Genomic DNA, 14590 nt, shown 5'->3' on the forward strand with positions numbered 1-14590 from the left:
TCAGGCGCTCCGCCAGCGCTGGGTCGTCCAGTTCAGGCCGCGATTGACAAGATCGCGGGCCGGCCTGGGCGCGCCGATCAGGTCGGCCAGGGTCAGATCGGCCGCCTCCAGCGCGTTGTGCAGGGCGACCACCGCGCTGGTGTCGCCCTCCACCTGGATCCGCCGCGAGAAGAAGGCGGCGTCGGCGTCCATCGTGCCGTCGAACAGTTGCAGGAGATCCAGCAGGGCGCCGCGGATCCGCACCGCCGCCTCGGGCGCAGCCCCAGCCGCGACCAGACGAATCTCGCCCTCGATTCCGGCAGGGCGAAGACAGAAGGCCACCGGGAGGTCGGTCGGCGCGATCAGGTACAGCCGCCGAGCATGCTCGCCCAGCCGGACGAAAGCCTCCGGATGGGCCCGCGCCAGGCGACGCAGGCTGAACGTCAGGAAGGCGCTGGGCGGCAGCAGCAACGGACGCGCCAGCAGCGCCTCCCAGCGGCCCTTGCCGCCCTGTCGTCGAGCACCAGTCATGTCGCCTCCAAAGTTGGGGCCGCGACCCTAGGCTTGGTCGACGCGCGGACAATGACGCCGTTCAAGGCCCGGCTTGACGCTCATCAAGACGCCCGAAACGCGCCTTTGAGCGTCCGCAACGTTCCGCGCGCGGCGAGGCGCTAACCGTTCTCGGCGATGGAGGACGGATCATGAGCGATTGGGCGAAGGACGCGGTGGTGGCCCGCGCCAGGACGCGCGGTGTCTTCTATGTCAGCCAGGTTCCGGGAACCTCGGGCCTGCGCGCGCTGTGCGCCGAGCTGGTCCGCGAGGGCCTGCTGGCCCCGGCGGGCCGCCGCGGCGCCATGCTGGCCTACTACCCGACCGGCGACACGAATTTGGCGGCGCGCAACGTCCAGGATCGGCCGGCGTCGTAGTCGGAATGGCAGAGGAGATCATCATGGACATCACCGCCGCCCTGCCCCTGCGCCATCTGGCCGTTCGCGACATCGCCATCCGTCGCCCGGGAGCCACGGCCGTCTTCCGTCGCTTCAAGATCGACTACTGCTGCGGCGGCGGGGCGTCGCTGGCGTCGGCGGCGGAGAAACGCGGCGTCGAGGTCGACAGGCTGATCGCCGCGCTCGAGGCGGCGACGCCGACGGACGAGCCCGCGCCTACCGAGACCGCCGCGCTGATCGACCATCTGCTGGAACGCTATCACGAGGTCCATCGCCGCCAGTTTCCTGAGGCGATCCGCCTGGCCGCTCGCGTCGAGGCGGTGCACCGCGACGACCTCGACTGCCCCACCGGCCTCTCGCAGCACCTGGCCTTCATGTTCGACGACCTGGAGATGCACCATCAGAAGGAGGAGATGGGCCTCTTCCCGATGATGCGGCGTGGCGACGCCGACGCGGCCGGCCCGATCGCCTGCATGGAGGCCGAGCACGAGGACGTCGTCGAGCAGCTGAAGGGCCTGGCCCGGCTGACGCACGACTTCGCTCCGCCCCCCGAGGCGTGCAACACCTGGCAGGCGCTCTACGCGCTGTGCCGCGAGATCGACGCCGACCTGCGCGACCACATGCACCTGGAGAACAACATCCTGTTCCGACGTTTCGGCTAGGGCCTGTCTAGTCGGGCTCCCTGACCGACAAGGCCATGCGCACGAGCTCGGAGAGGCTGCGCGCCTGCATCTTGGTCATCAGGTTGGCGCGGTAGATTTCCACCGTGCGCGGGCTGATGCCCAGGTCGTAGGCGATGACCTTGTTGGCCTTGCCTTCGACCAGGCCGCCCAGCACCTCGCTCTCGCGCGGGGACAGGGCGGCGATGCGCTTGCGGGTCTCCGACAGGGCGGCGTCCTGCTCGCTCTGGGCCTTGCCCTGCTGCAGCGCCGTGCGGAGCGCGGACAGCAGCAGCTCTTCGTCGAAGGGCTTTTCGATGAAGTCTACCACCCCGGCCTTCATCGCCTCGATCGCCAGCGGCACGTCGGCGTGGCCGGTCATGACGACCACCGGCGCGCGATAGCCCCGCTCCTTGAGACGACGGACCATCTCGATGCCGTTCATTTCGGGCATGCGCACGTCGGTGAGAACACAGCCGCCATCCTCGGGCAGGTCCTCCAGGAACGCCACGGCGGACTCGAACAGGCGATACGGGATGCGATTGACCTGCAGCAGGAAGCCCAGCGAGTCGCGCATGGCCGCATCGTCGTCGATGATGTGAACGACACCCTCACTCAAGATCCAGGTCTCCTTCCACGGTCTTCAGGGTGAACTTGAAGGTCGCGCCGCCGCCTTCGGTGGCTTCGACCCACAGCCGGCCGCCGTGCGCCTCGATGATCGTCCGCGAGATCGACAGTCCGACACCCATACCGGTTCGCTTGGTGGTCATGAACGGCGAGAACAAGCTGTCGGCGATTTCTGGGGCGATTCCAGGCCCCGTGTCGCTGACCGTGACCAGAGCCTCGTCGTCCAGGCGCCCGACGCTGATGTTCAGCTCGCGCCGCTCGCTCTCTTCCATGGCGTCGACAGCGTTACGGACCAGGTTGACGATCACCTGCTGGACCTGGACCCGGTCGGCCAGCACCTGGTCGACCTCGTTGTCGTAGCCGAAGCGCACGTCCACGCCCAGCTCGCGCACCCCGACCAGGGCCAGGGCCGCGGCCTCCTCGACCATGCGCTTGAGGCTCTCGATGTGCTTTTCCGTTTCGCCGCGAGCCACGAAGTCGCGCAGGCGGCGGATGATGGCCCCCGCGCGCAGAGCCTGTTCGCCGGCCTTGTCCAGCGCGCCGCCCAGCAGGGCGCGGTCGATCTCGGGCTCCTCCAGCAGCCGACGGCCGCCCTTCAGGTAGTTGGCCATGGCCGAGAGCGGCTGGTTGATCTCGTGCGCCAGGGCCGAGGCCATCTCGCCCATCGAGGTCAGGCGGGCGATGTGCACCAGTTCGCCCTGCAGCTCCTGAAGCCGGGCCTGGGTGCGCTGGGTCTCGGTCAGGTCGCGCACGAAGCCGGTGAAGAAGCGACCTCGCCCGGTCCGAATCTCGCCGACCGCCAGCTCCATCGGAAAGGTCGAGCCGTCCTTGCGTTCGCCGATCACCACGCGCCCCAGGCCGATGATCCGCCGCTCGCCCGTGGCGTAGTAGCGCTGCAGATAGCCGTCATGCGCCGAGCGGTAGGGTTCGGGCATCAGCCGGCTGACGTTCTGGCCGGCCATCTCGGCCGCCGTCCAGCCGAACAGGCGCTCGGCGGTGGAGCTGAACGACCGCACCAGACCCGCCTCGTCGATCAGCACCATGGCGTCGGGCACGGTGTCGAGGATCGAGGCCAGGTGGGCCTCGCGCAGTAGGAGATCCTCGGTCACCCCGTCCCCCCGCCGGCGCGCGATGCGGAACCGCTCGCCGCCGAAGCTGATGGCGCCGCTGACGGCCACATAGAGCCCCGCGCCGATCCAGTCGCCCAGGTCCAGGCCGTCGTGTCGGCTGCCCAGTCCCAGCAGCGCGACCAGCCCCAGGGCGCTGGCCAGCAATCCGCCCGCCAGCCCGCGATAGGCCGCGGCGGCGACCACCGCCGGAAAGAAGAAGAGATAAAGCCCGCGATCGCCCAGCAGCGGCTCGAACAGCAGGCGCGTGGCCGCGCCCAATATGACGAGCCCCACCGCGATGCCCGCGGCCATCGCCCATTCCCGCACGGGGTCCGGCCGCGATTTGAGGAACTCGTCGATGGTCATGTCTCCGCGCTAGGGCCCGTCGACGAGCCTGGCCACCCAGGGATTCTCCTTAGGGTCAGACCAGAATTTTTCGACCAGCCGCGCGGCCGTATCAAGCTTCTCATCGGGCGGCCAAGGGCTCGTCACCTGTATAAGGGCAGCGGCCATGACTGGTCCCCAAATTAATCTGGACGTCCACCACCGGCCCAAGGGCGTTTCGGACGTCGTCGCCTTCGGTTTCGTCAAGGCCCTGCGCTTCTGCGCCGACACCTTCTTCGCCAAGCGCTACGGCCACCGCGCCGTGGTCCTGGAAACCGTCGCGGCGGTGCCCGGCATGGTCGGCGCCACGCTGAACCACCTGAAGTGCCTGCGCCGGATGGAAGGCGACAAGGGCTGGATCAAGACCCTGATGGACGAGGCCGAGAACGAGCGCATGCACCTGATGACCTTCATCGAGGTGGCCAAGCCGACCCTGTTCGAGCGCTTCGTGGTCGTCGCCGCTCAGTGGGTCTTCTACATGTTCTTCTTCGGCCTCTACCTGGTCAGTTCGAAGACCGCCCACCGCGTGGTCGGCTACTTCGAGGAAGAAGCGGTGATCAGCTACACGCACTATCTCGCCGAGATCGACGAAGGCCGCAGCGCCAACGTTCCGGCGCCGCAGATCGCCCTCGACTACTGGAACCTGCCCGCCGGCAGCACCCTGCGTGACGTGGTCGAGGTCGTCCGCGCCGACGAGGCCCACCACCGCGACGTCAACCACGGCTTCGCCAACGAGCTGTGCGGCCTGCCCGCGGGCGAGGTGGCGCCCTGCCCGCCGCACGTGGTTCTCGAACCGAACTGGAAGGCGGCCGCCTGATCTCCCTCTGACGGCGACGTCGAAAGGCGTCGCCGTCCTCGCCCCGGAACCGTCCCGTGTCCATCGCCCTCTCTCCCAACGCGCCGCGCGTCCTGCTCCTCGACCAGGACGTGGCGGTCCGTCAGGCGCTGTGCTTCTCGCTGGCCCTGGACGGCTACGCCGTCGAGCCCTTCGGCGATCCGCGCAGCTTTACCCAGCGCCTGGACGCCGAGGTCGTCGACGCCGTCATCATCGGCCACGCCCCGCCGACGATCCCCGGGCCGCAACTGGTCGAGCAGGTGCGCGCGCGCAACGCCAGCACCGCCGTGCTGATGACCGCGACCAATCCCACCACCGAACTCAGCCGCGCCGCCCTGCGGGACCACGTGTCGCTGATCGAGAAACCCCTTCTGGGCGATACCCTGCTCCAGGCCCTGGACGCCGCGCTCGCCCGCTGAAAAAGCGGACCTGTTCAAGCAGGTTTGTCGACGCACAACGACAAGGCCCGTCCTCGTCCTAGAGTCGATCCATGTCCACCGCCCAACAACGCCGCGCCTATGACGGCCCCGCCCTATTCAGCTACGGCTTCAGGCCCTTCTTCTTCTCGGGCGCGATCTGGGCGGCGCTGTCCGTGCCGCTATGGATCTGGTCGCTGATGGGCGGGCCCGCCATCGCCGGACACCGCGACTGGCACATCCACGAGATGCTGTTCGGCGTCCTGCCGGCGATCGTCGCCGGCTTCCTGACCACGGCGGTGCCCAACTGGACGGGCCGGATGCCGGTGATCGGCGGCAAGCTGGCCGCCCTGTGGGCGCTGTGGCTGGCCGGTCGTCTCGCGATGCTGGCCGAGGCGTTCATCGGCCCCGTCGCCATCTGGATCGACGCGGCCTTCACCATCGTCTTCGCCCTGGTGATCTGGCGCGAGGTGCTGTCCGGAAAGAACTGGCGCAACCTGCCGATCTGCCTGCTGACCAGCCTGCTCGCCGGCGCCAATATCGCCTTCCACCTGGACGCGACGTTCGAGTTGCAAGGCTTGGGCTGGCGCATGGCCATGGCGGCGGCGACCGGCATGCTGGCCCTGATCGGCGGCCGCATCACCCCCAGCTTCACCACCAACTGGCTACGCCAACGCGGCGCCACGCTGCTGCCGACGCCCTTCAACACCCTGGACAAGGTGGCGGTGGTCGGCGCGGCCGTCGCCGCCCTGGTCTGGACGGCGTTCCCGACCCAGCCCGCCGCCGGCGTCCTGCTGCTGGCGGCCGGCGTCGCCAACCTGGCCCGCATGAGCCGCTGGCAGGGCCAGAAGACCACGGCCGAGCCGCTGCTGACGATCCTGCATGTCAGCTATGCCTGGCTGGCCCTGGGTCTGGTCCTGCTGGGCGCCAGCGTCCTGACGCCCTTCGTTCCCCTGGCGGCCGGCGTCCACGCCCTGTCGGCCGGCGCGATCGGCGTCACCTGCCTGGCGGTGATGTGCCGGGCCACGCGCGGCCACACCGGCCGCCCGCTGACCGCCGACAGGGCGACCGTCGGGATCTTCGTGGCGATCAACCTGGCCGCGCTGATGCGGGTCGCCGCGCCGTTCGCCGGAGCGTTCCAGCCGGGCCTGCTGGTCCTGGCCGCGCTCTGCTGGAGCCTGGCCTATGGCGGCTTCGCGATCGCCTACGGCCCGATGCTCACTCGCCCCCGCAAGTGATCCAGATCAAGGCGAGGCCGCTTCGAACCGCGCCTACTGAGCAAGACCGCAACGGAGCCGCCGCATGAAGATCGCCCTGATCCTGGCCCATCCCTCGTCCGCCAGCTATGGCGCGGCCCTGGCCAAGGTCTGCGTTCAGGTCCTGAGCGAGGCCGGCGCCGACGTGGTCGTTCGCGACCTCTACGCCATGGACTTCGATCCGCGCCTGTCCGCCACCGAGCTGGCTGGCGGCGGACAGCGCCCCGCCCCCGACGTCGTGGCCGAACGCAGCCTGCTCAGCGCCGTCGACGGCCTGCTGCTGGTCTATCCGCTGTGGTTCAACGGCCCGCCCGCGATTCTCAAGGGCTATGTCGACCGCGTCCTGAGCGCCGGCTTCGGCTACCAGCCGACCGCGCACGGCGCCGACCCGCTGCTGGTGGGCAAGACCTTGATGAGCGTCACGACCTCGGGCGCGCCCGACGTCTGGGTCGAGAAGACCGGCGCCCTGAACACCCTGAACCGGCACTTCGACCTGCACCTGTCGGCCATGACCGGCCTGCGCGTGGTCGGCCATGAACACGTGGGCGGCGTCGGTCCCGACATGAGCCCCGACTTCGCCGAGCGCGGCTTCGATCAGGTGCGCGCTTCTGTCACGGGCGCGATGCTGGGAACCGAGCTCGGCTAAGTAGAACTCCCAATGGAGGCGAGCCCCTCGCCGACCCTAGGCTTCGCGGAGCCCTGGGGGATTCCATGCCGGTTCAATACTTCCAAGATCCTGGCGGCCCAGCCGCGACCCGACGGGCCGAAGCGGCCTTCGCGGCCCTCGCCCACGTCCAGCGTTTCGAGGCCGGCGAGGAGATCTACGGCCAGGAAGCTCCCACCGAGGCCTTCTACAAGGTCGTCAGCGGCGTCGTGCGCGGCACCTGCCTGATCTCGGACGGCCGCCGGCAGGTCGCCGCCTTCTACTTTCCCGGCGACATGTTTGGCCTCGAGGTCGGCGCCCGTCATCGCCAGGCCGCCGAAGCCCTGACCCACTGCGAGGTCCAGATCGTCAAGCGCCGCGCACTGGTCGTGGTCGAGGCCGGCGCCCAGATCGAGCGGATGATCTGGCGGGTGACCAGCGAACAGCTGGAACGGGCCCAGGAGCGCTCGATGGTGCTGGCCCGCCGCAACGCCTACGAGAAAGTCGCCTGCTTCCTGATCGAGATCGCCGAGCGCGGCCCGGGTCCCTGGGCCAGCCTGCCGATGTGCCGCCAGGACATCGCCGACTATCTGGGCCTGACGATCGAGACGGTGTCTCGCATGCTGACCCAGCTGCAGCACGACGGCCTGATCTGCCTGGACGGCTCGCGCCGCTTCCAGATCGTTCGCCCCCGCCAGCTGGCCTCCAGCCTGGCCGCCTGAGGCTCCCCCTCCCCCGAAAAAGGAAAGCCCCCGTCGACTGGGCCAGTCGACGGGGGCTTACGGAAGAACGCCCGTGCATGGAGGAGGTCGGACGCTCTGGCCGATCTCCTTAGAACTGACGCGAAATGCCGATCGAGCTGACCAGCGGATCCAGGTTCACCTTGGCCTTCAGCGCGCCGCCGTTGATCTTGGCGTCGGTGTCGAAATAGACCTTCTTGACGTCGGCGTTGATCAGCCAGCTGTTCTTCAGCTTGATGTTGACGCCCGCCTGGATCGCGTAGCCGACGCCGTCGTCGACCTTCACGGTGAAGCCGTTCTTGTTCTTGTCGCTGTAGAACAGCATGTAGTTCAGGCCCGCGCCGACATAGGGGCTGACGCGCGCGTTGGGCAGCGGGTGGTACTGCAGGGTGACCACCGGCGGCAGGACCCAGGTCTTATGAACCAGGACGTCCGTGCCCGGACCTTGCGCCCGGATGTCGTGCTGGGTGGTGCCCAGAATGGCTTCGACGGCGACCTTGTCGGTCAGGAAGTAGGTAAAGCCCAGGGTCGGCTTCACGTCGTTCTCGACGTGGGCCTTCAGCCCGCTCGCCACGCCAGCGGCGGTGACGATCGAGGCGTCCTTGGCCGGCGCCACCTGAGTCACCCGGACGTGGACGATCAGGTCGCCCTTGGCGTTCGGCTTGAAGTCTTGAGCTTGAGCCGCGCCGGCGAACAGCAACGTGGTCGCGGCGGCCGAAATCAGGAGGCTCTTCATTCTCTATCCCCGTACATTTGGCGACATCAATCACGTCGCAGTACTGTTCTAGAGATTGCCCAAACCCGAAACCTTGATCTCAATCAGCTTTGTATGCGACCGCCCCTCAGGATGACTACGTAAGACCTGAACGACTTTATTGGTCGCTTTCAGGTCCTTCATCCAGGTGATCATAGAGGATGCGCTCGGCGTCGCCCTTCGGATCGTCGTACTGGCCCGAGCGCATGGTCCAGAAGAAGGCCAGCAGGCCCAAGGCGCCCAGTCCGACCGAAAAGGGCGCCAGGAAAAGGACGATGTTCATCGACGGCTCCTCAGGGACAGGCGCGCCTGGGAAACACTTGGACGGGCGGCGTTCAGCAGCACCACCATCGACGAACCCGACATGGCCAGGGCCGCGATGAAGGGATTGATGAAGCCAAGCATAGCCGCCGGCGCGGCGACCAGATTATAGAGCGCCGAGAACCCGAAGTTCTCAAGGGCCCGGCGACGCGCTTCGCGCGCCGTCTCGATCGCCTCGACCACCACGCCCAGACCTTCGCCGGTGAACACCAGGTCGGCAGCGTTCTGGGCGGCGTCGACCGCCGCGCCCGGGGCCATCGAGGCATGCGCCTTGGCCAGGGCGGCGGCGTCGTTCAGGCCGTCGCCGACCATCAGCACCTTGCGACCGTTGGCCTTCAGCGCGTCGACGATCGAAGCCTTCTCGAACGGCGTCAGGCCGGCGCGCCAGTCGGTGATCCCGGCGCCATGGCAGATATCCCGCACGGGACCGGCCAGGTCGCCCGACAGCACCTCGACGGAAAGGCCCAGGCGGCGCAGTTCGGCGATGGTCTCGGCCGCGTCGGCGCGGGGCTGGTCCTCGAACACGAAGCGGATCTTCACGTCCCCCTCGAAGCCGAACCACAACTCGGTCTCGCGAGCGTCCCCGCCCTCGACGCCGACGAAGGCCGCGCGGCCCAGGCGCGCGCGGCGGCCGTCGATCAGGCCTTCCACGCCCAGCCCGGCGGTCTCGACGCACTCGGCGGCCACGAGACCGACGCCGGCCTCCAGCGCCATGGCCTTGGCCAGGGGGTGACGCGATGCGCGCGCCAGCGGCGCGGCCAGGGCGAGCAGATGGGCGGGCGCGTCGATCAGGCGGGGCCGGCCCTCGGTCAGCACGCCGGTCTTGTCGAAGACGACGTGATCGACCTCGGCCAGTCGCTCCAGCGCCGCGCCGGACTTGACCAGCACGCCCTTGCGGAACAGGCGGCTGCTGGCGGCGATCTGCACGGCCGGCACGGCCAGGCCCAGAGCGCAGGGACAGGTGACGATCAGCACGGCGGCGGCGCGCAGCAGCGCCTCGCGCGGCCCCAGGCCAAGCGCCCAGCCACCGACGAAGGTCAGGGCCGCGATCGTGTGGACCACCGGGACGTAGAGTGCGGCGGCCTTGTCGGCCAGGCGGACATAGGCCGAACGGGTCTGGGCGCCGGCTTCCATCAGCCGGGCGATGGCGGCCAGGGTCGAGTCCTCGCTCCTGGCCGTCGCGGTCATGACCAGGCGGCCCGACAGGTTCAGGGCGCCCGCATGCAGGCGCGCGCCGGCGCCGACCGGGGCCAGAGCCGTCTCGCCGGTGATCAGGGCGTTGTCCAGATCCGAGCGCCCGCTCTCGACCAGGCCGTCCACGGGCACGCGCTCGCCCGGCGCGACGACCAGACGGTCGCCGACCGCGACCTCGGCCACGGGGATCCCCTGCTCGACATCGCCGGTCAGGCGCATGGCCACCGGCGTCTGCAGGGCCAGCAGGTCGCGCGCGGCCGAGCGGGCGTTGGCGCGCAGACGATGATCCAGATAGCGGCCGATCAGCAACAAGAACAGCAGCGTCACCGCCGCGTCGAAATAGGCGTGCTGGCCGTGCAGGATCGTCTCGGAGAAGCTGACAATCAGGGTCAGGATGACACCGATCGAGATCGGCACGTCCATATTGGCCTTGCCGCGCTTCAGCGACGCCCAGGCCGAGCGGAAGAACGGCCGGCCGGCGAACAGGGCGCACGGCGTCGCGACGATCGCGGCCATCCAGTACATCAGGGTCAGGGTCGAGGCGTTCAGCTCCTGGCCGAACAGGCCCGCCCATGCCGGGACCGTGAACATCATGACGTTGCCGGCGCCGAATCCGGCCACGCCCAGGGCCAGGGCCAGCTCGCGGCCTTCGCGATCCTGGGCGGCCTTGGCCTCGGCCGGGTCGAACAGGCAGGCGCGGTAGCCCAGGCCCTCGACCGTATCGACCACGGCCTGCGGATCGGCCTTGCCCGGCTCCAGCTCGACAGCCAGCTTGCCGGTGGTGAGGTTCAGGCGCGCGGCGCTGACGCCGGGCACGCCGCGAACGGCCTTCTCGATCTTGCTGATGCAGCCGGCGCAGCGCGCGCCATTGACCAGCAGTTCGACCCGCCCTCGCCCCGCCTCGTCGCGCTCGACAAAGGCCTCGAGGTCACGATGCAGCGCTATGCTCATGGCGCCACCAGTCGGGTTTCGATCTCGATCATGTCGCGCGAATTACGGGCTACGCCGCGCAGGTCCCAGGCCCCGTCCAGCCGGGCCTGGGCTTGATAACGGCCCTGGCCGAGCGGCTTGAAGTTCAGCGTCTGACGCCCGGTCTCGGTAGCCGGACGTTCCAGCGTGCCCGTCACCGACAGGCCGTCCAGCGGCTTACCGGCGCGGTCGGCGAGCGTGACCACCACCGTCTTGCCGCCGGTCGTCTCCACCCCGGCCGACCAGCCCAAGGCCGCCTCGCGACGGCGTTGGGCCAGGGTCTTGTTGAAGGCCAGGCCCGCCTCGTACGGGTTGGACGCGACCTCGCCCGAGAAGCTGCGATAGGCCTTGACCATGAACAGCGTATCGACGGCGATTACGATGCCGAAGAACAGCACCATGCCGATCAGCACGTGCCAGCCGGTGATGCGCCCCTTCTCGGACGCGGGCTTGTCGAGGGGATGGGCGGCGACGGTCATTGCGGGTTCGCGGCTCCAGAGAGGAAGACGGTCTTGGTCTCGGCCCGGACGTCGCCGGATCGGATGACGAAGCGGCCGGGAACACTCGCGGGCCGTTCTCCCTCCAGGTCCGGCGGCGCGGTGACGAAGACGCGCAGCGGCGCGACCTGGTCGGCGGGCACGACGACGCTGACCGTGCGGCCAGTCTGACCGGGTTGGCTCAGACGCGCACCGGGCACGCCCTCGAACGTGATGTCGAAGGTGCGCGGCTCGAAGGTGCGGTTGCCGATCTTCAGCGTGTAGCCGTCACGCACCGCCCCGTCGTGCATGCGCACGAAGATCGGATTGCGGTCGCGGATAACACTGAGATCCGCCTTAGGTCGGGTGACCAGCGACCACAGCGTCAGGCCGCCGACGACGGACATGGCCAGGGCGTAGTAGATCGTCCGTGAACGGATCGGCTTGTAGACGGCCTTCTCGCCCTTGCTGCGGGCCGCGACGACATAGTCGGAGTCGTAGGCGATCAGGCCGGTGGGGCGGCCCACCTTGATCATCATCTCGTCGCAGGCGTCGACGCAGAGGCCGCAATTGATGCACTCCATCTGCGCGCCGTCGCGGATGTCGATGCCCATCGGGCAAACGACCACGCACTGGTGGCAGTCGATGCAGTCGCCGCGGCCCTCCCAGCTCTGGCCCTTCTTGTGGGGACCGCGGGTCTCGCCACGATAGGCCAGATAGGTGACCTGCAGCGAGTGGTCGTCCAGCATGGCGCCCTGGATGCGGGGCCACGGGCACATGTAGGTGCAGACCTGCTCGCGCATCCAGCCGGCGAAGATGTAGGTGGTGCAGGTGAGCAGGAAGCAGGAGGCGTAGGCCGTGATCGGCGCGTCGCCGGTCCAGAACGTGCGGATCAGGTTCGGCGCGTCGTGGAAGTAGAAGATCCAGGCGCCGCCGGTGCCGAAGGCGATGCCCAGCCAGACCAGGTGCTTGCCGGTCTTGCGCCAGATCTTGTCGAACGACAGCGGCGCGGCGTCCAGGCGCATGCGGGCGTTGCGGTCGCCCTCGAACAGGCGCTCGACCACGATGTAGAGGTCGGTCCACACGGTCTGCGGACAGGCGTAGCCGCACCACAGGCGGCCGAACAGCGCGGTGACCAGGAACAGCGCCAGGGCCGCCATGACCAGCAGCCCGGTGAAGATGTAGACTTCTTGGGGCCACAGCTGGATGTCGAAGAAGTAGAAGCGCCGGCCGGTGAAGTCGACCAGCGCCGCCTGCTGCGGGAAGCCGTCCGGCCTATGCCAGCGGATCCACGGCGTGATGTAGTAGACGGCCAGGGTGAAGATCAGCAGCGCCCACTTCACCGCCCGCCACTTGCCGTGCACGAGCTTGGGATAGATGGGCTGGCGCGGCTTGTAGAGCTGCCCTTCGGGCCCGCCTTTGCCCTTCGCCCGGGCGGCGGCCGAGACCGCCGACCGGGCGTCGGATTTTGGACGCGTATTGTCGATTACCGTGGGCATAGCCCTTACTGACCGCCAGCGTTGGAGTGAATATAGACCGCCAGGGCCTTGATGGTCTCGGGGCTCAGACGACCCTGCCAAGTCGGCATGACGCCGCCGTTGCCGGAGAAGATCTGGCCTCGGATGGCCGTACGATCAGCGCCATACAGCCAGTCGGCGTCGGTCAGGTTCGGCGCGCCGAGCTCGACCATGCCCTTGCCCTCGACGCCGTGACAGGCCGAGCACTGGGCCTCGAACAGCGGCTGGGCCCGCGCCACCGCGGCGGCGTCCGCCGGACGGTTCGACAGCTTGACCACGTACTCAGTCAGGTCGTCGATCTGCGCGGGCTGCAACATCTCGTCGCGACCGAAGGCGGGCATCATAGACATGCGCGCGCCGTCGGCGCCGGTCCGCACGCCGTGGGTGATGGTGTACTGGATGTCCTCCAGCTTGCCGCCCCACAGCCAGACGTCGTCACGCAGGTTGGCGTAACCCTTGCCGCCCGTGCCGCCGATGCCGTGGCAGGTGGCGCAGTTGTCGCCGAAGACCGACTGGCCGACCTGCTGGGCGTAGGCGTTGAGCTTCGGATCCTTTTCGATCTGCTCCAGGCTGGCGGTGCGCAGCTGGGCCGCGCCCTCCCCGCGCTTGATGTCCAGGGCGGTCAGTTGCTTGCTGACTTCGACGCGGTCGGACTGGTGCAGCAGGCCCTTGGTGTAGCCGTGGATGCCGGGCCAAGCCGGCATCAGGATCCAGTAACCGATCGACCAGGCGATCGACGCGTACCAGACCCACAACCACCAACGGGGCAGCGGATTGTCCAACTCCTTGATGCCGTCCCACTCGTGACCGGTGGTGTCGACGCCGGTGACCTCGTCGGTATCTTTTTCGTGAGCCATTAGACCAGCTCCTCGTCATCCAGCGGCATACGCGCGGCGTGTTGGAATTCAGCCTTCTTGGAAGGCCGCAGGGCGTAGACGACGCCCGCGAGGAAGATCAGGCCGAAGTAGATCAGCCCGCCTTGCTGCGCGATGCGCGCCACGGTCTCGTAGGTCAGGCCGCTCATCGCTGGTTCTCCGGCGACTGGGCCTTGTAGGACTTGAAGTCCACCATGGTGCCCAGCATCTGCAGGTAGGCCACGAGGGCGTCCATCTCGGTGATCTTGTTCGGATCGCCGTCGAAGTCGCGGTTGACGATCTTCTCGCCGTAGCGGGCGCGCAGGGCCACCGCGTCGGTCGAGAACGGATCGGCCTGAGCCTCGAGATCCTTCTTGGCGTTGGTGATCATGTCGGCGGTGTAGGGGACGCCGACGGCGTGCTGAGCCTTCATCCGGTCGACGATGTCGCCATAGTCCAGCTCCTTCTCGGCCAGGAACTTGTAGGGCGGCATCACCGACTCCGGCACCACCGAGCGCGGATCGATCAGGTGGTCGCGGTGCCAGCTGTCGGAATACTTGCCGCCCACGCGGGCCAGGTCGGGACCGGTGCGCTTGGACCCCCATTGGAACGGGTGGTCGTACATGCTCTCGGCGGCCAGGCTGTAGTGACCGTAGCGCTCGACCTCGTCACGCAGCGGGCGAACCATCTGCGAGTGGCAGAGGTAGCAGCCTTCACGGACATAGATGTCGCGGCCGGTCAGCTCGAGCGGGGTGTAGGGACGAACGCCCTCCACCTTCTCGATCGTGCTCTGCAGCCAGAACAGCGGGGCGATTTCAACGAGGCCGCCGATCGACACGACGACGACGATCCCGATGAGGAGCAGCAGCGAGTGCCGCTCGAACTTGGCGTGGTGTTTCCAGAGAGACAT

At 68.3% G+C, this 14590-nt stretch carries 18 protein-coding genes; 7 read left to right on the forward strand and 11 right to left on the reverse strand.

The features are described 5' to 3' along the window. Positions 1 to 510: an SCP2 domain-containing protein gene (locus K8940_RS15370; RefSeq protein ID WP_223390876.1), complete on the reverse strand. Its 510-nt coding sequence runs from the start codon at positions 508 to 510 to the stop codon at positions 1 to 3. A 170-nt stretch (positions 511 to 680) separates the two neighbouring features. On the opposite strand from K8940_RS15370, the gene K8940_RS15375 reads away from it, so the two are divergent. Further along, positions 681 to 905, forward strand: coding sequence for a hypothetical protein (locus tag K8940_RS15375; RefSeq protein WP_223390877.1), 225 nt, complete (start codon positions 681 to 683; stop codon positions 903 to 905). 23 nt (positions 906 to 928) lie between these two features. After that, positions 929 to 1588: an iron-sulfur cluster repair di-iron protein gene (gene ric / locus K8940_RS15380; protein WP_223390878.1), complete on the forward strand. Its 660-nt coding sequence runs from the start codon at positions 929 to 931 to the stop codon at positions 1586 to 1588. A 7-nt stretch (positions 1589 to 1595) separates the two neighbouring features. Here the strand turns inward: ric and fixJ are convergent, their stop codons facing one another. Both fixJ and K8940_RS15390 read right to left on the reverse strand, forming a co-directional pair. Then, positions 1596 to 2204, reverse strand: coding sequence for a response regulator FixJ (gene fixJ, locus K8940_RS15385; RefSeq protein ID WP_223390879.1), 609 nt, complete (start codon positions 2202 to 2204; stop codon positions 1596 to 1598). Further along, on the reverse strand, positions 2197 to 3687 hold the full coding sequence (locus K8940_RS15390) for a PAS domain-containing sensor histidine kinase (RefSeq protein WP_223390880.1): 1491 nt from the start codon (positions 3685 to 3687) through the stop codon (positions 2197 to 2199). Before K8940_RS15390 ends, fixJ begins: the two co-directional genes overlap by 8 nt. A gap of 145 nt (positions 3688 to 3832) precedes the next feature. Here K8940_RS15390 and K8940_RS15395 point away from each other — a divergent pair, with 145 nt between their 5' ends. The 5 genes from K8940_RS15395 (at position 3833) to K8940_RS15415 (ending at position 7577) form a co-directional block, all read left to right on the forward strand. Continuing rightward, positions 3833 to 4522, forward strand: coding sequence for an alternative oxidase (locus K8940_RS15395; protein ID WP_223390881.1), 690 nt, complete (start codon positions 3833 to 3835; stop codon positions 4520 to 4522). A gap of 56 nt (positions 4523 to 4578) precedes the next feature. Next, the gene (locus K8940_RS15400; RefSeq protein ID WP_223390884.1) at positions 4579 to 4959 is read left to right on the forward strand and encodes a response regulator; all 381 of its coding nucleotides are present in this window, start codon (positions 4579 to 4581) and stop codon (positions 4957 to 4959) included. A gap of 71 nt (positions 4960 to 5030) precedes the next feature. Continuing rightward, positions 5031 to 6194: an NnrS family protein gene (locus K8940_RS15405; RefSeq protein WP_223390885.1), complete on the forward strand. Its 1164-nt coding sequence runs from the start codon at positions 5031 to 5033 to the stop codon at positions 6192 to 6194. 64 nt (positions 6195 to 6258) lie between these two features. After that, positions 6259 to 6858, forward strand: coding sequence for an NAD(P)H-dependent oxidoreductase (locus K8940_RS15410; protein WP_223390886.1), 600 nt, complete (start codon positions 6259 to 6261; stop codon positions 6856 to 6858). Positions 6859 to 6923: 65 nt separating this feature from the next. Continuing rightward, complete coding sequence (locus K8940_RS15415) at positions 6924 to 7577, forward strand: helix-turn-helix domain-containing protein (protein ID WP_223390887.1); 654 nt, start codon at positions 6924 to 6926, stop codon at positions 7575 to 7577. A gap of 109 nt (positions 7578 to 7686) precedes the next feature. On the opposite strand, the gene K8940_RS15420 is transcribed toward K8940_RS15415, so the two are convergent. The 8 genes from K8940_RS15420 to ccoO all read right to left on the reverse strand — a co-directional run bounded on the left by K8940_RS15420 (position 7687) and on the right by ccoO (position 14590). Further along, the gene (locus K8940_RS15420; RefSeq protein WP_223390889.1) at positions 7687 to 8331 is read right to left on the reverse strand and encodes an OmpW family outer membrane protein; all 645 of its coding nucleotides are present in this window, start codon (positions 8329 to 8331) and stop codon (positions 7687 to 7689) included. Between the two features lie 136 nt (positions 8332 to 8467). Continuing rightward, positions 8468 to 8632: a cbb3-type cytochrome oxidase assembly protein CcoS gene (ccoS, locus tag K8940_RS15425; protein WP_223390891.1), complete on the reverse strand. Its 165-nt coding sequence runs from the start codon at positions 8630 to 8632 to the stop codon at positions 8468 to 8470. Beyond that, the gene (locus K8940_RS15430) at positions 8629 to 10815 is read right to left on the reverse strand and encodes a heavy metal translocating P-type ATPase (protein WP_223390892.1); all 2187 of its coding nucleotides are present in this window, start codon (positions 10813 to 10815) and stop codon (positions 8629 to 8631) included. Before K8940_RS15430 ends, ccoS begins: the two co-directional genes overlap by 4 nt. Then, a complete protein-coding gene (locus tag K8940_RS15435; RefSeq protein WP_223390894.1) occupies positions 10812 to 11312 on the reverse strand; it encodes a FixH family protein in 501 nt (166 codons plus the stop codon). Before K8940_RS15435 ends, K8940_RS15430 begins: the two co-directional genes overlap by 4 nt. After that, entirely contained in the window at positions 11309 to 12808 is a 1500-nt protein-coding gene (gene ccoG / locus K8940_RS15440) for a cytochrome c oxidase accessory protein CcoG (RefSeq protein WP_223390895.1), read from the reverse strand. Before ccoG ends, K8940_RS15435 begins: the two co-directional genes overlap by 4 nt. 5 nt (positions 12809 to 12813) lie before the next feature. Next, a complete protein-coding gene (ccoP, locus tag K8940_RS15445; protein ID WP_223390896.1) occupies positions 12814 to 13683 on the reverse strand; it encodes a cytochrome-c oxidase, cbb3-type subunit III in 870 nt (289 codons plus the stop codon). Further along, positions 13683 to 13850: a cbb3-type cytochrome c oxidase subunit 3 gene (locus K8940_RS15450; protein ID WP_223390897.1), complete on the reverse strand. Its 168-nt coding sequence runs from the start codon at positions 13848 to 13850 to the stop codon at positions 13683 to 13685. Before K8940_RS15450 ends, ccoP begins: the two co-directional genes overlap by 1 nt. After that, complete coding sequence (ccoO, locus tag K8940_RS15455; protein ID WP_223390898.1) at positions 13847 to 14590, reverse strand: cytochrome-c oxidase, cbb3-type subunit II; 744 nt, start codon at positions 14588 to 14590, stop codon at positions 13847 to 13849. Before ccoO ends, K8940_RS15450 begins: the two co-directional genes overlap by 4 nt.

Origin of the sequence: Caulobacter segnis (genome assembly GCF_019931575.1) — a bacterium.
Taxonomy (GTDB): domain Bacteria; phylum Pseudomonadota; class Alphaproteobacteria; order Caulobacterales; family Caulobacteraceae; genus Caulobacter; species Caulobacter segnis_C.